Source organism: Olleya namhaensis, from assembly GCF_900114005.1.
Lineage (GTDB): Bacteria > Bacteroidota > Bacteroidia > Flavobacteriales > Flavobacteriaceae > Olleya > Olleya namhaensis.
This window is the reverse complement of record NZ_FORM01000001.1, coordinates 111,964-134,519: the sequence shown is the minus strand read 5'-3', so window position 1 is coordinate 134,519 and position 22,556 is coordinate 111,964. Positions and strand designations below refer to the sequence as shown.

Annotated in this window: 17 protein-coding genes; 11 read left to right on the top strand and 6 right to left on the bottom strand. The window is 32.6% G+C overall.

Features of this window, described 5'->3' with window-relative positions; translation table 11 throughout:
- Positions 1–7: 7 nt before the first annotated feature.
- The 3 genes from BMZ09_RS00500 to BMZ09_RS00490 all read left to right on the top strand — a co-directional run bounded on the left by BMZ09_RS00500 (position 8) and on the right by BMZ09_RS00490 (position 4,194).
- Positions 8–721 (top strand): LytR/AlgR family response regulator transcription factor, encoded by a 714-nt coding sequence (locus BMZ09_RS00500; protein WP_090836522.1) that lies wholly within the window; start codon positions 8–10, stop codon positions 719–721.
- 232 nt (positions 722–953) lie between these two features.
- Positions 954–1,451 (top strand): CAP domain-containing protein, encoded by a 498-nt coding sequence (locus tag BMZ09_RS00495; RefSeq protein ID WP_090836520.1) that lies wholly within the window; start codon positions 954–956, stop codon positions 1,449–1,451.
- 124 nt (positions 1,452–1,575) lie between these two features.
- Positions 1,576–4,194 carry a DUF6923 family protein gene (locus BMZ09_RS00490; RefSeq protein WP_090836518.1) on the top strand — a complete coding sequence of 873 codons (2,619 nt, stop codon included), beginning with the start codon at positions 1,576–1,578 and terminating at the stop codon, positions 4,192–4,194.
- Between the two features lie 118 nt (positions 4,195–4,312).
- On the opposite strand, the gene BMZ09_RS00485 is transcribed toward BMZ09_RS00490, so the two are convergent.
- Both BMZ09_RS00485 and BMZ09_RS00480 read right to left on the bottom strand, forming a co-directional pair.
- The gene (locus BMZ09_RS00485) at positions 4,313–4,714 is read right to left on the bottom strand and encodes a response regulator (RefSeq protein WP_090836517.1); all 402 of its coding nucleotides are present in this window, start codon (positions 4,712–4,714) and stop codon (positions 4,313–4,315) included.
- The gene (locus BMZ09_RS00480) at positions 4,701–6,215 is read right to left on the bottom strand and encodes a sensor histidine kinase (RefSeq protein ID WP_090836515.1); all 1,515 of its coding nucleotides are present in this window, start codon (positions 6,213–6,215) and stop codon (positions 4,701–4,703) included. Before BMZ09_RS00480 ends, BMZ09_RS00485 begins: the two co-directional genes overlap by 14 nt.
- Positions 6,216–6,541: 326 nt before the next feature.
- On the opposite strand from BMZ09_RS00480, the gene BMZ09_RS00475 reads away from it, so the two are divergent.
- The 4 genes from BMZ09_RS00475 to BMZ09_RS00460 all read left to right on the top strand — a co-directional run bounded on the left by BMZ09_RS00475 (position 6,542) and on the right by BMZ09_RS00460 (position 10,368).
- Positions 6,542–7,825 carry an APC family permease gene (locus BMZ09_RS00475; protein ID WP_090836513.1) on the top strand — a complete coding sequence of 428 codons (1,284 nt, stop codon included), beginning with the start codon at positions 6,542–6,544 and terminating at the stop codon, positions 7,823–7,825.
- Between the two features lie 90 nt (positions 7,826–7,915).
- Positions 7,916–8,896, top strand: coding sequence for a TolB-like translocation protein (locus BMZ09_RS00470; protein ID WP_245741065.1), 981 nt, complete (start codon positions 7,916–7,918; stop codon positions 8,894–8,896).
- 161 nt (positions 8,897–9,057) lie between these two features.
- Positions 9,058–9,594 carry a TlpA family protein disulfide reductase gene (locus BMZ09_RS00465; protein WP_245741063.1) on the top strand — a complete coding sequence of 179 codons (537 nt, stop codon included), beginning with the start codon at positions 9,058–9,060 and terminating at the stop codon, positions 9,592–9,594.
- Between the two features lie 6 nt (positions 9,595–9,600).
- On the top strand, positions 9,601–10,368 hold the full coding sequence (locus BMZ09_RS00460) for a thioredoxin family protein (protein WP_245741062.1): 768 nt from the start codon (positions 9,601–9,603) through the stop codon (positions 10,366–10,368).
- Positions 10,369–10,450: 82 nt separating this feature from the next.
- Here the strand turns inward: BMZ09_RS00460 and BMZ09_RS00455 are convergent, their stop codons facing one another.
- Positions 10,451–12,511, bottom strand: coding sequence for a tetratricopeptide repeat protein (locus BMZ09_RS00455; protein ID WP_090836509.1), 2,061 nt, complete (start codon positions 12,509–12,511; stop codon positions 10,451–10,453).
- Positions 12,512–12,662: 151 nt separating this feature from the next.
- Between BMZ09_RS00455 and BMZ09_RS16105 the strand changes: the two genes are divergently transcribed.
- The 4 genes from BMZ09_RS16105 to BMZ09_RS00435 all read left to right on the top strand — a co-directional run bounded on the left by BMZ09_RS16105 (position 12,663) and on the right by BMZ09_RS00435 (position 16,422).
- On the top strand, positions 12,663–12,941 hold the full coding sequence (locus BMZ09_RS16105; RefSeq protein WP_157823361.1) for an STAS domain-containing protein: 279 nt from the start codon (positions 12,663–12,665) through the stop codon (positions 12,939–12,941).
- 56 nt (positions 12,942–12,997) lie between these two features.
- Positions 12,998–13,276: a hypothetical protein gene (locus tag BMZ09_RS00445; RefSeq protein WP_090836505.1), complete on the top strand. Its 279-nt coding sequence runs from the start codon at positions 12,998–13,000 to the stop codon at positions 13,274–13,276.
- A gap of 32 nt (positions 13,277–13,308) precedes the next feature.
- Positions 13,309–14,553 carry an oligosaccharide flippase family protein gene (locus BMZ09_RS00440; protein WP_090836504.1) on the top strand — a complete coding sequence of 415 codons (1,245 nt, stop codon included), beginning with the start codon at positions 13,309–13,311 and terminating at the stop codon, positions 14,551–14,553.
- Between the two features lie 621 nt (positions 14,554–15,174).
- A complete protein-coding gene (locus tag BMZ09_RS00435) occupies positions 15,175–16,422 on the top strand; it encodes a glycosyltransferase (protein ID WP_090836502.1) in 1,248 nt (415 codons plus the stop codon).
- A 153-nt stretch (positions 16,423–16,575) separates the two neighbouring features.
- Here BMZ09_RS00435 and BMZ09_RS00430 read toward each other — a convergent pair whose 3' ends face one another.
- The 3 genes from BMZ09_RS00430 to BMZ09_RS00420 are packed head-to-tail and all read right to left on the bottom strand — an operon-like array spanning position 16,576 to position 22,390.
- Positions 16,576–18,090 carry a glycoside hydrolase family 2 TIM barrel-domain containing protein gene (locus BMZ09_RS00430; RefSeq protein WP_090836500.1) on the bottom strand — a complete coding sequence of 505 codons (1,515 nt, stop codon included), beginning with the start codon at positions 18,088–18,090 and terminating at the stop codon, positions 16,576–16,578.
- Entirely contained in the window at positions 18,084–19,301 is a 1,218-nt protein-coding gene (locus BMZ09_RS00425; protein WP_090836498.1) for a hypothetical protein, read from the bottom strand. Before BMZ09_RS00425 ends, BMZ09_RS00430 begins: the two co-directional genes overlap by 7 nt.
- Positions 19,301–22,390 (bottom strand): hypothetical protein, encoded by a 3,090-nt coding sequence (locus tag BMZ09_RS00420; protein ID WP_090836496.1) that lies wholly within the window; start codon positions 22,388–22,390, stop codon positions 19,301–19,303. Before BMZ09_RS00420 ends, BMZ09_RS00425 begins: the two co-directional genes overlap by 1 nt.
- Positions 22,391–22,556 lie beyond the last annotated feature (166 nt).

Sequence of the window (22,556 nt, the reverse complement as noted above, 5' to 3'; positions counted from 1 at the left end):
CCAAACTATGAATTGTATTGTTATTGATGACGAAGCAACAGCTAGAATGATTATTTCTCAATTGTGCTCCAATGTGCCAAGTCTTAATGTTTTAGAAGATTTTCCTAATGCAATGCAAGCCATAAAATACTTAAATCAAAATGAGGTAGATTTGATTTTCTTAGATATACATATGCCTGATTTTACAGGTTTTGATTTTATCGAAACACTTAAAAACCCACCAAAAATTGTACTGACAACATCAGATCCTAATTTTGCTATACAAGCTTTTGAATATGATTGTATTGTAGATTATTTGGTAAAACCAGTCACGCAAGAGCGTTTTCAAAAAGCAATTGATAAGGCTGAAGCTATACAAGATGCACCTGTTAAAACGGTATCAGAGTCTGAAAAAGTAGAAACGTCCTCTGGTAATGACTTGTATGTTAATATTGACAGACGTTTAATTAAAATAGATATTCCAAGTATTTATTTAGTAGAAGCTAAAGGCGATTATATCCAAGTTAAAACTGAAGATAAAAATTATACAGTGCATTCTACTTTAAAGAAAATTGAAGAAAAATTACCTGATAGTTTATTCTTAAAAGTACACCGTTCTTATATTATTAATATTAAAAAAATTATTGATATTGAGGACAATAGTGTGTTAATTAAAAAGGACGTTATTCCTGTAAGTCGTTCTAACAGACCAGAACTGATGAAGCGTTTAAACTTGCTTTAATACGCTGATTTTTATCATTTTAAATATTTTTAAAATAGTATTTCCTGAGGTTTTTTAATCGAGGAAGTGCTTCTTTTTGCGTTTAAACTATAGTGAATATCCGATTAAATGCATCTAAAGCGGTTTAACTTAGTGTTTAACCCATTCGTCGACACTTAAAATTGTGCTAATCGAAAAACAATAATTCTGGCTGCCTTTCAAATTAGTTTTGTCATCAAATAAACCAATCACGATGAAAAAATTAGCAATTATCACAGCAGTATTATTAAGTACATTTTTAATGTCATGTTCAGTTCAAGGAGATGATTTAGATATTCCAGAAGAATATAATGCAACCGTTGAGAATGTAGAGTACTCAACATTAGATTATCAAATTGCTGAGTTAATTAATGCTTACAGAATATCGGAAGGTTTAACACCTTTAAATATTTTAAATGCAGCTTCAAAAGAAGCTATTTCTCATAACCAATATATGGTTGGTCAAGGTGCTCCAAGTCACGATTATTTTTATGTACGTTCTCAAAACTTAAAAGACGCTGTTAATGCAAAAACAGTTTCAGAAAATGTAGGCTATGGTTTTAGTTCTGCTGCGTCTTTAGTAAATGCTTGGTTAAATAGTGAGGGACATAGAGAAAATATACAAAATCCAGACTTTACAGATTTTGGGATTTCAACAAAACAAGACGCTGACGGTAATAATTACTTCACTAATATTTTTGTTAAGTTATAATATTAAAAGCGCTTATCTACAGTTAATTACCATTCGTCTATACTTAGATCGCATCAATCGAAAAACAACATTTCAAGCAGGTTTAAAAAGTAAATTTGTATTGTAAACAAGAAACATACACCCCATGATAACAAAACTACACACTTTTAAAAAACAAATGTTAGTACTTGCTGTACTACTTTTAGGCGTAACAAGTCAGGCGCAAGACACGCCTTTTAATTGCGATTATAGCGCGTATTTGTTTCAGTATAACGATGTTTATGCAATTGATTTAGCATCAGGTAATTCATATCTTGCTGCAAGAGATATTACACCGGGTAATATTAATGCAACAGCTTATAATCCTGCAGATGGTTTTATTTGGGGGTATTTAAGTTCGCCTTCAAGAACTATAGTTAGAATTGGGAATGATTTTTTAACAACATCATTTACAATTCCAGAATTACCTACGGGTAATAAATATGTTGGAGATATCAGCCCAGATGGCATTTACTATTTTAAAGCCGGAGGAACTAGTTATTATAAAGTGGATTTAAATCCAAACTCTCCTACTTATACACAACATTTATCTACAGAAACGTTATCACAAAACATAAGTGTACATGATTGGGCATTTAATGCAGTTGATGGTAACTTATATGCAGTAGAAAAAAATTCAAATATTTTATATCGTATTAATCCAACAACTAGTGTTGTTGAGGCTTTAGGTGAAGTGCCAATATTATCAGGATTAGACTATACGTACGGTGCAGTTTATTTTGATGCAGACGGTCGTTTTTATGTTTCTGCAAATCAAACGGGAACTGTATATGTCATACAGAGTGTTCAAGATGTAACACCAAGCGCTACAATGGATTCTAATTTATTTGCTTTTGGACCTTCAAGTGCTAGTAATGATGGTGCACGTTGCCCATCTGCTCCTGTATTACAAGAAATTTGTGATAATGGAATTGATGATGATGGTGATGGGTTAATTGATTGCGAAGACCCTTCTTGTTCTGGATTTGGAAGTTGCGAAGTGATTGCACCTCCAACAACAGCTAACGATGGTGGTTTAGAAAGTAACGGAAGATTGTCTGAAGCCATTAACAAAAGAAATTTTAACCGTGCTAAAACCAGTTATAAGTTTGATCAAAAAACAGCAAAGCGTGTTACTAAAGATACTAGTCGTCAAACAGGTAGTGCTTACAGAACAGCAAACAACAGTTTTGAATTACAGGATTTTGTGCCACTAAATACAATTAATGAAGACTTTGCAGTAGAATCAACACCTACAGATCTATTAAATATTACTAATGCAACAGAAGTATACTCAGTAGACTACATGCAAAATGGGGCTTCTATCGCTTCGGTTTTAGCCTTAAAAACAGAAAATGGGGTTTATGAACACACTAAATATATTTGTGACAGATTATTGGGAGCTGAATTAATTACTGTGTCAACGATGGATATTAATGATCACGCTTTTATCAAGTCTATTATAAAAAACGAAGATGGTAGTTTCGAGTATGTATTAAGCTTATCCGCTAAAGTTGAAAATAGTGATGCTAATTTTGCAGTAGAGTCACACTGGAATTTAGATTTATATGAAACTGATGTTACATTTTATAACTTTCAAATTTGGTCAGATTCGATAGACGATTTATACAGTTTAGCACAAGAGGTACTAAATTTATTAGATACTGAAAAGCCAATTTTAGATTACCAATTGTCAGCACCTCCAACAGTTTTTGTTAGAAAAGGACATTATAATAATGGGGCTTTAGATCTTCAAATTATAAATACCAACGCAACAACAATGGTAAACTTTGATTCTGGTTTTAGAACAACAGAAACTAACGATTTTAATTACACAACGTCTAACCTTGATTTAAACGAAAACTATATTACAAACATAACAGTGCCAACAGGACACTTGTTTGATATTGGTTTTAGAATAGGTGATGGTGTTAATACACCGGATGATTTATTTATGTCTGATGGACCTTGGGGAGTTGATGATTCTGAAGCTAGTACAACAGTAAACAATTATCAAATCTCAGAAAACACAATGACTTTTGATGATCAAGATTTTCCAATAGAAAGAAACGTAGCACTAAATGCTACAACTAGCACTTATGTTGCTGCATACCGTGCATTAACACCGCGTTTTAAAGCAGTAGATGTGTCTGAAGATTATAATAGTTTTAAGCTAAGAGCAAGTGGTACTGGTAATTTAGAAATTACTTTAGTAAAGGAAAGTATTACAATTTGGGAAGAGCAATATAAAACAACAATTGCTTTAACGGAGGATTTAGAAAGTTATGCAATCATGTTTTCAGAGTTTACATCGACTTTAAATACTGATTTAGAGGCTAATGATATTGTAACTATTGTGTTTACAATGGTAAGTAATGATGGGGTAACTACGACTAAAGAAATGAATTTACAAGATGTTCGTTTTTCAAGAGGTAATAGTTTATCGGTAAATGATTTTGAATCGCAAACAATTAATACGCTTGCAGCATACCCAAACCCAATGGTGGACACTTCAAGTATTCAGTTTGTGTCTAATCAATCGGAGACGGTACAGTTGGTTATATATGACCAATTAGGTAAAGTAGTACTTAATAGAACAGTAAAAACACAGGTAGGTAAAAATCAGATTGCAATAAATGGAGAACAATTTAGTTCAGGATTGTATATCTGTAAATTATCAAGCACAAAGGCACACTATAATCCCTTAAAGCTATTGGTTAAATAGCGCTTTCATTATAGTTTTGATTGATAGATGTGGAAACCTAAGAACTAATAATAGCATTTTACGATTGGTTTCTGCTAGGGGCAAAAGAGAAATCTTTTGCCTTTTTTTGTTAAGATAATTATTTAGTATTTATAGTGTTAACTATTTCTGTAAGAGCATCTTTAGTTATTGGTTTTACTATAAAGTCCGTAATTTGCTCGTATTGTTTTGCTTTTTCTGAATCAGCGGGATCTATAGATGAGCTAACAATATATAAGGTTGTTTTTTTAGAGTTTTCAATCTTAACAAATTCATCTAAAAATTGCCATCCGTCCATAATAGGCATATTTAGATCTAATAAAATTAAATCAGGAATATTATTCCCAGATTTTATAATATCTCTTAATCCTGTTAAAGCTTCGGCACCGTTATTATAGATGGTAAAATTGTTGCAAAAATTTGTTGCTTTTAATATTCTTTTAGCAGCAAATATAAAAATGCGATCGTCATCAATTAAGCAGGTGGTGTCAATGTGCTTCATGTTTTAAGTGTATTGTAAACGTTGTTCCTTCATTTGGTTTGCTACTTACGTTAATTTTTCCGTTCATAGCTTCTACTTGATTTTTTGTAATATAAAGTCCTAAGCCTCTTGCTTCTTGATGTTTGTGGAATGTTTTATAAAGTCCAAAAATTTTATTTTTGTGTAAATCCAAATCAATCCCAAGACCATTATCCGATACTGTTATTTTTATAAAATCGGTGGTTTGTTGGGCGCTAATATTAATTACAGGTGTTGCATCAGGTCTTTTGTATTTAATACTGTTAGATATTAAATTAAATAAAATACTATCTAAATAAGCTGGTATAACTAGTACATATATATTGCTGTCTATACTAATGTTTATTTTAGCATCCGTAGCTATTATACTAGCTTTAAAATTAGCTAAAGCAGTATGTGTTGTTTTTAATAAGTTTACCGCTTTTAAATCTTTACTTTCTTTGGAGTTTATTATGGATACCTCATTTAGATTACTAATCGTTTCGCTTAAATTATTTACAGCCTCTTCTATTAAGGGGAAAAACTCATTTTCTGTACATTCTGGTAAATCAGTTTTCATTATATCTAATAACATTTCTAGATTACCAGAATGTGATCTTAAATTATGAGAGACAATATGCGCAAAATTTAAAAGTTTTTCATTTTGACTTTTAGTAGTAGTTAGTAATGTTTCTACTTCTTTATGGGCGACTTTACGTTCTGTTATATCTATTAAATGCGAAATAAAGTGAATGGGTTGATTATTTTCGTTTCTCAATATTGATATCGATAAAATGCAATTTATATACGAACCATCTTTTTTGATATACCGCTTTTCACATTCAAACTTGTCAGAAACCCCATCTATTAAATTTTTAATATTGGCAGGGATAATATCTATGTCTCCAGGATGAGAAAGCTTGTTTATTTTACATCCAATAAGTTCTTCCGTAGTGTATCCTAAGTAGTCGCAAAAGGTTTTGTTTAATGTTATTATTTCTCCAGATAAACTTACCAAAGCCATGCCATTTGGAGCATGCTCAAAAGTTGTACGTATAAGTTCTTCTTTTAGTTTAAGCTCATTTAGTGTATTGTTCTTTTCAGTAATATCTTGTAATACACCAATTACTTTCTTTGTTTTATTATCTTCTATTACAGGATAAGCAACAATACGGACCCACTTTATGTTGTTTTTTGCTGTTTTTAATTGAAACTCTCTGTCGTAAGATTGTTGGTCATTAACTGCCCTAGCAAATAATAGACTAATTAAGTCGCGATTATACCCTTCTAAAAAAAAGTTTACCCCTTCTTTTACATTAGGTTGATAGTCTTGTTCTACCTCATGTATGGTTTTGGTCATTGCACTCCAAATAACGGTATCCGTTTGTAGGTTTACTTCCCAAGAGCCAATTGCAATATCTCTTTGCAAGGAGTCCATGTAGGTTAGTGAAGTGTTATCTTCAGTCTTGTGTTTTTGAAATAACTGATTATAGAGTTCTTTCATGGTTAAGTTGTTTATTACTAAAAAGTTAGGGCTTTGTAGTGTTGGATTGATTGTTTTTAGCGAAAACGTAATTGGTTGATTACAAATATAATATTAAGTGCAGTTTAAAAGTGGATTAATCCGTTAAAAAACATGACTTTTGTGACGTTTTTTTTATGAAATATGTAATTGTATAGATGAAACGTTCCGTTATCAGTATTTTACAAAGTGTATTTTAAGTTGTTTTGTAGTGCGAAAAGCATTCGGTTTTTTTTAGTTTTGTTGGTGATAAGTCATAAGTTTTTTTTTTTAATAGTTGTACCTTTAATGCTTAAAACGTAATACTAATGGGGAAACAAATAACATTAAAAGACGCTATTTCTATTGGGATTGGAGGCATGGTTGGTGGTGGTATCTTTGCTGTTCTAGGATTAGCGGTGTCATTAGCAAAAGGAGGAACACCTGTTGCCTTTTTATTTGCAGGTATTATTGCGTTATTAACAGCCTATTCTTATGCTAAATTATCCAGGAAGTTTCCTGAAAATGGGGGGACGGTTAGGTTTGTGCATCAACAATTTGGAAACGGAGTTTTTGCAGGAGGAATAAATAATCTCCTTTGGATAAGTTATATCGTGATGTTAGCTTTATACGCATCGGCATTTGGGTCTTATGCAGCCGAGTTATTTTCTATTACAGGAGAGAAGGCAATGGATGTGCGTATCTGTCAAACCTTTATAATTATATTAGCCTTAGCCATTAATTACCTAAGTGTAAGTTTGGTTGGGCGTATTGAGTCTGTCGCGGTTATAGTAAAGTTGTTAATATTAGTTGCTTTTATAGGCATTGGATTTTATGGGTTTTCCTTACACCCAGAAAATTTACATCAATTACAGCCAAGTAATTGGGAAAGTCCTTTTTTATTACTCTCAGGAGGAATGGTGATTTTTGTAGCCTATGAAGGTTTTGAGCTAATAGCCAATTCTATTTCAGATTTAAAAGACCGTGAGAAAAACACAGAAAAAGCCTATTTTGGAGCAGTCGGTTTTGTAGTGGTTTTATACATATTAATTGCAATAGTTACCGTTGGGTCTTTACCTTTTGAAAAAATAGCAAGTGCTAAAGATTATGTTTTGGCACAAGCAGCGGCGCCTACTTTAGGGCAGATAGGATTTACTATTATTACCATTACAGCTTTGATTTCTACTTTTTCTGCTATTAATGCAACCATTTTAGGAAGTGGACGCGTAAACTATGACATTGCTGAAGATCAAGAGTTACCACGTTATTTTTGCCATATTTTTTGGGGCAAACCTATTGGGTATTTAGTAACTGCAATTTTATCCATTATATTGGTTAATGTCTTTAATCTAGAAAGTATTTCTACAGCTGGAAGTGCGGGTTTTTTATTGATTTTTTGTCTAGTTAACTATATAGGATTTAAAAAGTATCAAGAATTAGAGTCTAAAAAAAGCATACATTTAATAGCTAGTGTATTGTGTCTGTTAGCTTTTAGTACGCTTATTGTCCAACAATTTGAAACTAATGTTACTGGAGTGCTAGTCGCCTTAGGTATTATTGTGTTTTGCTTTGTGATGGAGTGGGTTTATAAAACGGTTGGCTTTAAAAAGTAAGTAAGTCTTCTTCTTTTTATAGTAACGTAAAACATCCTGAAGTTGTATATTTAGGCAACAAAAAGTAACCTTTTATATATTTAAAACCACGTGAGATTAAAATACATACTATTGTTAGCGTTAACTATTAGCTTAATTTGTTTAGGATGTAAAGAGGTAGATGCTAATCAAGAAACGACTCTAAATTTAGAAGTAACTAAAAATAGACCGACGTTATTTGGAGACGGTATTATCTCAACAGGATTGTATCAACGTGATTTAGCTGTTTCTCCCGACGGGAATCAATTAATGTATACTTTGGGAGATTATAAACAACAAAGAAGAAGTTTAGTTCAACTCAATAAAGTTGGTGGGGTTTGGAGTAAACCTGAATTAGTTTCTTTTTCTGGAGTTTATCAAGATATCGAACCTTTTTATACAGATCAAGGGAATACCTTGTTTTTTGCATCCAATAGACCAATTAATAACGATAATACACGTAAAGATTATAATATTTGGTATAGTCATAAGATTGAAGGTAAATGGGGCGAGCCAAAACCATTGAACAATACTATAAATACAACAGAAGACGAATTTTACCCTTCACTAAGCAACAACGGGAGTCTTTATTTTACGGCAACAAAACCGGAAGGGATAGGTAAAGAAGATCTTTTTGTGTCGAAAAAAGTAAATGGAGTTTATCAAAAACCGTCGGTCTTAGACAGTACCATAAATACAAAACATTACGAGTTTAATGCTTATGTTAATCCAGAAGAAAATTTGTTGATTTTTAGTTCTTATGGACGGGCAGATGGCTTTGGTGGTGGCGATTTATATTATAGTTTAAAAGATAAATCTGGTCGTTGGAGTCCATCAAAAAACATGGGAAAAGACATTAATTCTGATAAGTTAGATTTTTGCCCATTTGTAGATGTTAACCGCAACACTTTCTATTTTACAAGCGAAAGAGTTGTAGTAGATTCATCTAAAATAAATTCTATAAAAGAATTTAAAGCGATTGCTAATAGAGCTCAAAATGGCACAGGTAATATCTATTCGATAGGATTAGACGCATTGCATTTAGAGTTGTAATTTTAATAGCTTTTTTTTTAATTGAATTTTGACACAACTTGTCATTTTGAAAGATGACGACTTAATATTTTTTCTTTTTGAAAATTTAACAGAATTAAAACTACCCCAAATTAAACCTTCTTGGATTTAGAAAGTCTTATGTTTTTAACCCTTTCTGGATTTTGGAAAAAAGACACGTTTTAAAACTAAAATTACAACAGCCACTAGTGTTGTTAGTTATGTTCTGTTTATTAGTAAGCTGTAACAATACTAAAAGTGATGTTGTGGTTGCAAACAATACAAATATTCCTGTTTACAACTTTGACCAGTTAGAACCTTTATTATATACAGATAGTAGCAAAACCTACATTGTTAATTTCTGGGCCATGTGGTGCGCACCTTGCGTTAAAGAGTTACCATATATCCAAGCCTATGCGGATAAACATCCTGATGTTGAGGTGTTATTAGTCAGTATGGATTTTCCTAAGGATATTGAAACTAAACTAAAGCCATTTTTAAAGCAAAAAAATATCACTAACAAAGTGGTGATTTTAGACGATGCCGATGCTAATACTTGGATAAATAAAATAGATCCAAATTGGTCGGGAGCCATACCTTATACTATTATTTTTAATAATACAAAGCGCGAGTTTTTTGAGCGCTCATTTGAAAGTGAATCTGATTTAGAAACTGAAATAAATAATACAATTAATAACTAATTTAAGATGAGAAGAATAACTGCAATATTATCTATGATTGCTATATGTGCAATTGTACTAGTGTCTTGTAAGGACAAAGAGAATCATAAAAATGACACCGCTTTAGAGCAAGGTGATCATAAACATGGACCGGATGGTAAGCATCCTGATGGAGATCGTAAAGGTCCTCCACATGGAGGTGACAGAAAAGGACCGCCAAAAGGAGGTAGCCCAGAGCAAATTAAAACGTTAGAAGAAATTGGAGGGTATAATATTGGAGACGTTGCAACTGATTTTAGTCTTAAAAATGTAGATGGAACAATGGTGTCTTTAGCAAGTATTAAAAATGCTAAAGGATATATTGTGACCTTTACTTGTAACGAGTGTCCTTTTGCAAAATTATACGAAGACCGTTTAATAGCATTACATAACACCTATGCACCACAAGGTTATGCTGTAATAGCAATTAACCCAAATAGTCCTGAAAATGAAAAAGAAGGTTATGCAGCAATGCAAGCAAGAGCTAAAGAAAAAGGATTTCCGTTTGTCTATTTAGTAGACGAAGGACAGAAGATCTATCCACAATACGGAGCCGTAAGAACACCGCACGTATTTGTATTGGATAAAGATCGTAAAGTCCAATATATTGGTGCAATTGATGATAATTCTAAATCGCCAGAGGATGTAAAAGTTAAATATGTAGAAGATGCGATTAAAGCATTAGAAGCTGGTAAAAAACCAACGGTTACTCTAACAAAAGCAATAGGTTGTCCAGTAAAAGCGAATAGAGGATAAATTAATAGCACTATCCTTTACTAAAAAACACAAGCGTGAGGCTTGTGTTTTTTTTTATGTCTTATTTTAAATGTTATTTATTTTAGTCCCTAAATACAGGCTTTTCAAATAGTAACCATTTAAATCTTAAACCAATTTCATTAAAAGTAAATCCAGCAGCAGTTGCAGACGCAATGTTACTTCGTGTACCAAATAAGTTTGCCATACAACGCTCTGAGAATTTATAGCCTAATTTACCTTGTATTCTGTATGTACTTTGACTACTGTCATCTTCTATATATTGTAATCCTGTAGCTGCAGTTAACTCGTAAAACCATTCTTTAGGTTTTGCGATGTTTTCATCTTTAATCAGGTTTGCAAAAACCTCTACCGCATTAAATGTTTCTGGAGAGAAATAGATTGTAGGTACTTGGTTTTTAAACGTAATATATTGGTAGTTTAAACCCGCCTTAAGCGATGGTTTTGGTAAGATATTGTAGTATAATGAGGTAAACAATAAGTTTCTGGCATTACTATCACTTTGGCTTGTGTAAAAGTACTGCGTAAACCAACCCAAGTTAAAATTAGTGTTTAAACTGTAGTTAGCATAAAAGTTGTTTTGTACAATTTCACGATCTAATAATTCAGCATTAAAACTCTGTAATTCGCGTTTATAACCAATAGTTAAATCCTGTAATTTAAAAGGCTTAATATTAAAAGAGACATCCGTTAATAACTGTGTATAGTCGTTAGTTGTTGCTTTCGCAGAAGTGATTCCTGCTGTACCTTTGAAAGTTACGTTTGGTAGTAATTGGTAAGAAAGACCAAAGCTTGCGTCATGCGATGTTGCTTCGTTGTTAGTCACTGGGTTGTTTGTACTTCTATAGTTGTAGCTTCCTAAAAGTTTAAATTTTGTTGAAAACGGAAATTCTAAATTATTATTAAAAGCAAAAGCTTCGTTATCTCCATTATCAAAGGTGTAAGATGCTTTTCCTTCGTAAAAAGGAGTAAATGTTGTGTTTAGGTTTTTAATAAAGTTAGAAGCATCCTTTTGGTTGTCGTAAAATTTTAATGTGTTTTCGGCAGAGGTGTAAGCTGCTTCATATTTACCTAAAGCTTTTAATGCATTAGCATTTCCAAGGTTACCATCAAATGATGTGCTATCGTTAACCAAAATTTGGTCGTAATCTTTAACACTCTTTTTAAAATCACTTTTATAAATATTAAGGGTAGCACGCAATGCTAGTACCCAATTTTCATTAGGTTTAGTCTCAAATATTTTCGCGATAAGCGTATCTGCAGTTTTAAATTTTTTATTCCAAATTAAGGCTTGTGCATAACGCTCTGTAGTTTGTTGTGTTAGGGTTGCATCTGTTGTATCCTCTAAACTATCATATGCTTGTTGACTTAATTGTAAGGCGTCTTTTTCTTTTCCGTTTAAGTGAGCGACTAAAGCAGAACCGTTTAATGCTGTTATTTTGTTTTCAGGATTTTTGGCTAAAATATCATAGGTTGCTTTGGCATCGTCTAATCTGTTGGCAATTAAATAGAGGTTGGCTAAGTTTAATAACGTGTCTTTGTCATTATTAAACAAGATTAGGTTTTTCTTTAATAAAGCTTCGGCTTCATCATATTGTCGCGCTTGTTGCTTCTGGTATGCGTAACCTAAATACATGTACTTTTTAGAGGTTAATGCATTTGGGTTTCCTGGTAAAACGGTTAATGCTTTATCGACATAGGTTAACGCGTCTTCGTATTCTTTTAAATTAGAAAGTGTGTTAGCATAACTTAATAAGGCCGGAAAACTTTTCGGGTCTTCGTCTATTAGGCTTTTAAAATAGGTTTTTGCTTTCGGAAAATTACTATTCCATAATAATGATTCGCCATAATTTAATTTCACCTCAAAATCTGTTGGGTAATCTGCTAATAGATTTGTAAAAAGGGTGTTGGCTTCTTCTGGTTTTCCGTTTAAACCAATAGCACGACCATAACATAGTCTTGCTGTTTTATTGTCGGCATGATCTTTTAAGATGGTGCTAAAAAACGTTTCCGCTTTAGCGTATTGTCCAGTTTCTAGATAAGTAAAGCCTTCTTGCATGTCTTGTGCATAGCTAAAAACAGAGGTTAAAAGTATAATAAGTAGGTGTATTGATTTGATTTTCATGTTCTGGGTTTTAATCAGTTGCAAGTTAAGCATTCATTTTGATTCATTCACCTACACCAATGGTCCACTCGTCGAAATTCAACTGAATCTGAGAGGTTTGAGTTGCATCTTTGTATCAGAAATAAAGCAAAACAATTTAAAAATTACATTTATGGCACTTACAATATTTAGAAACGATAACACATTTATATTAGATGGTAAAATAAATGCAATGACAGCAAGACGTTTTGAAAAGCATGTTAATACCACTTTTAAGACTATAAAAAACTTAACGATTGATATTAGTAAAGTTACTGAAATTGATACAAAAGGTGTTGCTGCTTTAAAGGTTATTTATAAAAAAGCAAAAACTGAAAACAAAACGTTTTCTATTGTTGGAAGCGGTTGTAAAGATATATATGAGGAATTATTAACCATGAATATCGCATAACCCAGGCACAAAACAGATCCCAAATCAAACCTATAACAATTATAAAATCTACTATTATGGCACTTAAAATTACACAACAAGACAACACAGTTACTTTAGAAGGAACATTAAATACTAAAACAGTAAATAACTTTAAAATACATTTTGGATTTATTTTAAATGCTTTTAAAAATGTGACTTTAAACATTGATAAAGTGACAACAATTGAACCATGTGCGATGCAAATATTAAAAGCAATGTATGTAAATGGTGTTGTAAACCAACAGATGTTTTTTGTGGAAGGTAATAGAAGCGAAGAAATTTATGAAGCTTTTCAATACCCACAAGTAGCCTAATTATTATTATTATCCTTTAAACCACTAATCAGATGCAAGTTTTATCTCTTTTAAAATCGAAAAAAATATCTCCAGAGCAATTGTTTATGCTAAGTGTATTGGCAGTAAACGGAGGGAACTACTTGTACAATCTTATTTTAGGACGTGTATTAGGACCTGCTGAGTTTGCAGATGCTGCTGTACTGATTACCTTTTTATTAGTATTGTCTTTTGTAGCCATGACGTTTCAGTTAGTGACTGCTAAGTTTTCTGTAATTTTTGAAAACGAGACGTTTACTAATTTTGTCTCTAAAATTTATAAAAATGCAACGTTTGTTGGATTAGGATTAGGGGCTTTAATTATTGTGTTTGCAGGACAATTACAAGCGGTTTTTAATACGTCATCGTCTAGCATGTTTACCATTTTTGGAATAGGAGTGCCACTTTATTTTTTAATGAGTGTTAACAGAGGGGTATTTCAGGGGAAAAAGGAATTTAAATCATTATCAATTACTTATCAAGCTGAAATGCTAAGCCGATTAGTAATTACGTTAGCCTTGATTTTTTTACTTGATGTACAGTCATCGGTTGTGATTGCTATCGGAATTTTAATCTCTTTTGGATTTGGTTTAGTGCCTTTCAAATTTAAAAACTTAAACTTTAAAAAATCAATTGCTATTGAAGCTAGCCAATCTAAACAGGTTAAAAGCTTTTTTATAATTACAGCGTTTTATGAGCTGACACAGATTATAATTAACAATAGTGATATCTTATTAGTAAAACATTACTTTGATGCTTACGATGCGGGATTATATGCATCATTAGCCTTAATAGGTCGTATTGTATACTTTGTAGCTTGGATGTTTGTCATGTTATTATTGCCAACCGTGGTTCAGCTTAAAAAAGAAGGAAAAGCAACAGCGCCTATTTTATTTAAATACGTTGGTTACATCGCAGCTATTGCCACAGCAATAGTTATAGGTTGCGCTTTGTTTCCAGAAACCGCAATTACCTTATTGTTTGGAGATAGTTATTTAGCAATGGCTCCACTTTTATGGAAGTACGCTTTAGCAACTGGTTTGTTTGCTATCTCAAACATCTTTGCTTATTACTACTTGTCTTTAGATAGATATATTCCTGTTGTGATCTCTGGAGTTTTCGGAATGTTACAAATGGGCTTAGTAATCTTTTTTCATGAAAGTTTAGAGCAAGTAGTACACATGCAAATTATAGCAATGGTGTTACTGTTAGTTATCCAGGTAATCTTCTTCATGTTTGATTCTAAACTGAAGAAATAAAAATGAATTTATATTAAATTAGTCTTTACATATAAATTAAACGGGAAGGAGTTGCGGTTTTAACTGCAGCTTTTTCTGTGTTATAATAGTTTTGGTTTTACTATTAGTCCGTTATGTTTTGCAACTTGTTTAAATTCAGTTTAATATATATTTTTTTTTATAATGATTTGTAAGGAGTTATACTTGTTTACGACAATTTACATGTAAATATCCGTAAATTATGTATATTTAAAATGTAATACTACTTTATTACAGTGGGTTACAGAGCGCTTCTTCACAATTAATTTTAAAGTGAAGAACTAAAAATGAATTTATATTAAATTAGTCTTTCATATAAATTAAACGGGAAGGAGTTGTGGTTTTATACTGCAGCTTTTTCTGTTTTATAATAGTTTGGTTGTTTAATCTTCTGCTTGATTAACAACCAAACCACAATGCTAGCTAAAACAACGTAATCTTCTAAAAGTGAGTCTGTTTAAGTGTTTTTTAAAATGCAAATCTACACTTTCTTACCATTCGTCTACAGTAACTTGCAACCTGTCTAAACTCACCTGAATATGTCTTTTTAATAACGCAAATTTGTAGTGTAATTAAGAAACAATATATTAAAAACATATAATAATGAAACTAGCAATCGTAACAGCATATCCACCAAGTAAGGTAACTTTAAATGAGTATGCTTACCATTTAGTAAAGCACTTTAGACAAAAAGAAAATGTTACTGAAATTGTTTTATTAACAGATAAAACAGAAGGAGCAAAAGATATTGCTTTTACAGAAGATGGTTGTAAGATTACAGTTAAAGAGTGCTGGGCTTTTAATAGTTACACAAATATTTTAAATGTAACTAAAGTTATAAGTAAAACTAAACCAGATGCAGTATTATTCAACTTACAATTCATGAAGTTTGGAGATAAAAAAATAGCAGCAGCTTTAGGATTAATGTTACCATTGGTTTGTAAACTAAAAAAGATTCCTAATATCGTGTTATTGCATAATATATTAGAAGAAGTAGATTTAGGATCAGCAGGATTTACAAGTAGCAAAATCATGCAAAAAGTATATGGTTTTATTGGAACAAGCTTGACAAGGTTAATCTTACAGGCAGATACTGTAGCGGTAACAATGCAAAAATATGTTGACATTTTAGAGAAAAAATATAAAGCTAAAAATGTGACATTAATTCCGCACGGAACTTTTGAGATTTCTGAAGAAAAGCCAGAATACAATTTACCACAAGGTCCTTTACAAGTTATGACTTTTGGTAAATTTGGAACCTACAAAAAAGTAGAAGGTATGATTGAAGCGGTTGAGAAAGTAAGAGCGTCTACAGGATTAGATCTTGAAGTTGTAATTGCCGGAATGGACAACCCAAATGTGCCAGGTTATTTAGCAAAAGTCCAAGAAGATTATAAGCATGTGCCGCAAGTACGTTTTACGGGGTATGTTGAAGAATATGAAGTGCCAACCTTATTTAAAGAAAGTGCGGTAGTTGTATTTCCTTATACATCAACAACAGGAAGCTCTGGTGTTTTACATCAAGCAGGAAGTTATGGTAAAGCAGTAGTGATGCCGGATTTAGGAGATCTTGCTTTATTAGTAAAAGACGAAGGTTATAAAGGTGAATTTTTTGAGCCTACATCTGTAGATAGTTTAGCAACAGCAATTGAGGCTATTGTAACAAACGACACTCACAGAATTGCTTTAGGGAAATCTAATTATCAAGCAGCAACAGCGTATCCAATGGAGAAAATTACAGACATGTATTTAAATAAGTTTGATGCTATTATTGCTAAAAAGTCGCCAAGTAAAACAGCAAGAAAAACAAAAGAAAAAGCAGTGGTTTTAGAACCAACAACATTAGAATAACAGTAATATACGATACCTTTTTTGTCCCAAACAAATAATATATCAAGTGTCAGTTTATTGACATTATTATCAAAGACTCTCAAGTTAACCTACTTAATTTGAGGGTTTTAATTTTTATAAGAATTACAAAAACAGTAGAAAAATAAGCAATTACTAGTTTGTAATATATTTAAACGACGCCTTTTTTACACCATTTTTATCGATAAATCCAAAACGTTTTTGGGTATTACGACGCCAAGGTCTGCTACCTACAACTGCTTTTGGTACATCAACAAAATCATATAAAGTCCAAGACATAAATTGCAACTTATTAGAAGCAATAATCTCTTGGATTTTTTTGTGATAATTAGCTTGGTCTTCTTCAGAGCTTCCAAATGGTTTCCAAAATCCGCTATAAGATGACATTCCAAATTCTTGCAATACTAATGGTTTGTTTGGTATTTGGTTTTGCATCGTTTTTATGGCAGCATCCAATTCGCTTAAGCCTTCATAATAATGAAACGAAACAATATCTACCTTATCTTTTAAAATTGGTGCACTTTGGGTATTAGACCAACCAATAGTTACAGGATGTACCTTATCTATAGATTTTACTAAATCTATCATGTTGTCTAGCCAAGCAATAACCATATCTTTTCCTCTAGACTCAAAATCAAGGTTTGGTTCGTTTTTAATATCCCAAGCAATAATAGCATTGTGGTCTTTAAAAGTAGACACGATGGTTTCTGCGTGACGTTGATTTAAGGTCCAATTCATTACAGAATAATCACCATAAAAATCAAATAACGTTACTACTACTTTTAGGTTTTGTTCTTCCGCAGCATCTAAAGTTTGTTTTAATTTTTCTAGCTTTTTAGGATTTACATCAGCTTTTCCAAAGTCATCATATTGCACAAAAATTCTAACCGAATTTAAGCCAGCGTCTTTAATAACTTTAAAGTCGTTGACAATTGTGTCTTTCGCGAAAGCGTCACCAAACATATTCCAAGGTGTTGCTTTTGGATAGTAATTAATCCCTTTAATAATTAAACTATCGGTTTCAATTTTTGCTATTTGTGGTGCGTAAGGTTTCGTGTTTTCTTTAACTAAATGTCTAATACGCCAAAATCCATCTTCTAGTAAAAACACCATTTTGTAAGTTGAGGTTTCTGTTGTTTCTAGCACTAATTTTTCAGCTTTAAACACCCGTTTATATTCTACAACATTTCTATCTGTAATAACAGCAAGTTGCCCGTCTTCACTAAAAAACTCTAAAGTAGGTTTATGGTTTAATGTCGTGGCTTCAATGGTTGTGTTTTCAGCTTTGTTTAATTCTATAAATGCATATAGGTTTTTTCTAGCGCTATCGGTATAATAATCTTTTATACCAGCAGTTTTATTGCTTTTGTAAGCCACTTGTTTGACATACCAAGCATCTAAATAATCGTTTTGTAAGGCATTTAGATTTTCGTTATCCATTGGGCGACCTTCATTATTTAAAGGTTCCCAAATTAATTTTGGAGCATATTGTTCTACTTTCTGTATTTCGGTATGTAGCATTGTGCTTCTGTCTGCTCCAGTATTTAGGTAGCTAAAAAGCGCGCTAATACCAGAAATAATCAAGGCTACAATCATAATATATGAGATTATTAATATGGTACGGAGTATGTTTTTATTAAGACCTACCATAGTTTTTTGTTATTAAATGTTTTATTTATTCCAGCAGTTTCAACACTAAAACGATACGTGTCGTTTTGATAAACAGCAGGCTTTAAATTAAAAGTAACATACCCATTAAAAGATGTTTTTATAATGGTGTCAATAAGGACATTGTCTTTGTAAATTAAAAGTTTGACGTGTAAACCATCCGGAATCATTTGCTCCATAAAACTTTGTAAAGGACCAACTAAAATTTCACGATTTTTATTAGCAAAAGCAACATAAAAATCTTCAATAACACTTTGGTAACTTAGTGCAATTGTATCGCTTTCTGCCATACCATCAACATAGGCTTTAATGCTCCAGTTGTCTTTAAAATCAGGATGAATAATTTTAGAGTGTGCAACTCCATTAATAGTCGTTCCTGTGGTTTTTAAAATATTTCCGTGGTCGTTGGTTATAAAAAAGGTAACAAATGTACCATCGCTAACCACATTGTCTTGCTTATCTTTAATTACAGAGGTATTAAAAGTGGTTACCTGATTTCCGTCGGCGTAGTTATGTGGTCGTTTTGCCGAAATTTTAAAATCTGTAGGAATTGCAGCCCATACATTAATGGTAAATTCTTTAGAATTAATTCCTAAACTTTCTGAAGAGACAAGCATCCGTCCGCTTTCTCGCTTAGAATTAATGTTTCTCCAGGAAATTAAATTATTAGTAAAGATGTCGTCATTTTCTTCGGAAGCTAAAAACTGAAACCTTGCATTAACCTTTGTGTTTGTTGGCAGAGGATTGTCTAAAGAATCTGTAGGTATAACTACCAACATGGTGTAGTCTGTTCCTCCGGCTTCAATACTTGGAGGTCCAATATAGGTTTCCATGGTTGCGACTTCTGCTTTTGGATTAATATTAAATTGACCGGTAGCAGATTTATTTTTGTCTAATACTATCCAGTTTACAACGCCAATTTTTTTGATTATGTTTTCCGGAATTATATATTGAAGCGTACCTTCTTCGGCTATAGCCGAAACTAAAGTTGATCCATAACTATTAGAACAATACAATAATGGTTTTTCGACTTCTGAATCAGTAAATTTTAAAACAATTGGCTTACCAACATTATAATCTGTTTGCGTCGTTACTAATTGAATAGGGTTAGTAGCGTCATTGTGTTGCACAATAGCAAACGATGATAGTAAAATCAAACCTAAAACAAAGATGTATGTGCGTTTAAGTAGCATTAATTTGGGCTTCCTATGTATGTGTTAATTTCTATTTTAATATAACTAAAATCAGGATGGTCAATTTTTTGTAATTGAGCATCGCTATGGTTTTCAATTCTGTTAGGGACGACTTTTCCAGCAATGGCATCGTTTGGTAAACCATTTACAAAAATGTTTTTCATGTCTGTATTAATTATTTTCACCTGACCGTCTTGTAATATGTGGTATTCAAAATCTTGTTTACGTTGTTGTCTTACACCTTCTTTTACAAATAGGTGATCTACCCAAACCATGTCTTTATTTTCGTCATAGTAAGTTACTAAAAGTTGAGGGATTGTAATCTCTTGGATGCCGCTATTAAATAAGTTTCCGTTTATAATACTGTCTTTAATGCTAATGGCACTTAGCACTACGTTTTTGTATAAGTCAGATCCCGAAACATTTCCTGCAACTTGTAAGTTAAATTTTGTTGGTTGTTCTTCAAATTCGATAGGTGTGAATTCGTCTGGATTAAACGTGTCCGGAATAGAATCTTGCGTTCTGGACCAAGCAATACCTTCAAAGTTAATACGGAAACTACTAGACTCTTTAGGCATTAATTTATGCTTAACGTGGTACTTTGCATTATATGTTGCTAGTTGCTTGTTGTTATCGTTATAAAGTGTGCCTTTTAAAATAACATCTGCAGGGACATTATCTACGTTTTGGACTTCTCCAATTATAGCGTAACTACCATCATACTGCACTAATTTAGCTGAGACAACTTCTAAAACAGGCTGTTTTAAAATGTCTTCATGGTGTGTTGCTTCGGTTGTAATGCGGCGTCTACCTTGATTAAAATACTTGGTTGCATTATCAGAGTATAGTTGATCTGGTGGTAAATCGTTATTTAAATCGTCTGGTTGTAAATACCATTTCCCTTTACGCCTTGATAATGATTTATAGTCAATTTTTTCAATTTTCTCTAAAGGCGTAATCCATTGACTAGTCACTTTTGCAGAGACAGTACTGTCGTTACGTTTTGTAATTTCGGTTTCAATAGCATCCATTTTTGCATAGCTACTTAGTAAACCATCCGTTACCGATATCTCTAGCATATATTGTGCTATTGGCAAGTTGTTTTCAGGATCTATTAAGCTGTGCGCTTTTTCAAATTCTTTAAAATCTAAAGCATCGTAATATGCGATAATGGCATTTTCTGGACTGCGTTGCGAATCGTTTTTTAGATAGAATAAGTAGATGCCATAAAACACCGCTAGGGCAAGAATTAATGACCAAACGTGGGTGATTCTTAAAACATTTCTATTAAACTTATTATAGGTAGTCGGAAACTTTAAAAAGTCTGGAACTGGTTTAATACGTGTTTTTAAAGCATTAACCCAAAGCATTTGTATGTTTAAAATAAAGGCGATTAAAACAGTTAAAAACGGAATGATTCCCCACATTAATTTCACCCATTTTGCAACATCTTCTTTAGGTAAAATAGAGGATACTGGCGGAATGTTAAGGCGTTCCCAAACCATAATTCCATTTTCTAATTGTCGTAAACGTTGCCAGCCACAAAAGTAAAGGATGGGGTCGTAAAACTTATCGTTAGAAAATATGTACTTAAGATTGTATTTCTCTGGCGTTGTTAAAAATTGCTGTAGTGATCCAATTCCGGCAACACCTTTAAATTTTGAGTTTTCTAAACGCTCTATTGGTCGTGTGGTTAATTCTGGTAATCGTCTTGCAGAATGGTAGTTTCCATCAACAGTCATAGCATTAGTTTGCGCACTTAGCCACGCCATTTGGTCTCCAAAACCTAGTGTTAAAAAACGCCATTTATCATGATCGTCTTGATTTAAGAAATTAACGATAGGTAACATCTTTATTTTCTGTGGTTGTGACGGTCTAAAATAATTTAAACTCATGGTAAATACAATCATAAATACCATAAGTCCGGCTAATATTCCGCCAATAATACGATGATAAATAGCGCCAAATTTAGACTGAATAAGTTCCTTTAAATCACCTTCAACAAAACGATACACAAATTCGCCCATTAAAGGAATAGATAATATGGACGCCCAAAGTGTAAACCTATCTAAGGTTAAAATATTAAAAGCAGTTTCGCCTAACATTTTTAAAGGCACGGGAGTAGTTCCTCCTGTACCTAATATGGTGCAAATGGTTATTGATAATCCAAAAAACAAGTAACGTTTGCTGTAATATCTATAAAAAATATAGGGTAATAATATTAGTAAAATTCCCCAAGGAATTAAAAAGAAGACTAAGCCAGAGGATGTGATTTCTAAGAAATTATCGCGAGAGCCATGCGGAATGGGTACCTGAGTAATTGGATTGGCTTTGGAGTTTAGCCAATATGGAAAAATACAACCTACAATTAAGACTAATGAAAGCATCCCGAAACTTACAATACGCTTAAACAGTTTAAAAAAACTGTTTAGAAATAGCTTGAAAGTCACTTCTTTCATGGTGTCGACTTGCTCGCGCGAAACATCCATAATTACCATTCCTATTAAAGGAAAGATAAAAAAGATCATTCCAAAAATGGGCGTCACATGGTGTGAGGTTACCGTGACTGCTATTAGTGATAAGGAGGTTGCTAAATACCATTTCTTACCGGTTTTTAACCATAAATAAATTTCTGGTAAAGCGTGCATTAAAATCGAAACCCCAACGATACTAGGTAGCTGTCCAAAAATATGAAGCGTTTCTACAAACGACGAGCTAAACACAGCCAACACACACGCATAACCTGCAACGGTTTTATTAGCCGTCATCATTAAAGAGAAACGATACGTACCAGTAACAAATAGTACAATTGCAATTAAGGCAACACTAAACATTCCAAACTTTAAGCCACCAATCATGGACAGTAGTCCAATGGTTTGATGCACTAAAGGCGGATAACTTTGTACCGTAAAACCAGTGTACCACTCGTAGTTCCAAGGTTCAAACCAACTGTTTGCATAATGATCTGCAAAAAATAGGTGTATTAACGCGTCATAAGTAGTTTCCAAAGTAAAAAATATGGCACTACCATGAAACGCCAATGCTAAAAGAATGGCGGTGATTAAAAATTTGTTTGAGGTTTCCTTCATATAAAGCCTAAGCTGTAATAATATGGTAAAGATAAATAAATATAATAGCGGTTTGATTTTTAATTATCTACAGCAATCTACCATTCGTCGACACTTAACTATAGGTTAAACTAAATAACAATTTCAAGGCTGCTTTCTCCTGTACATTTGTACCATCAACAACACT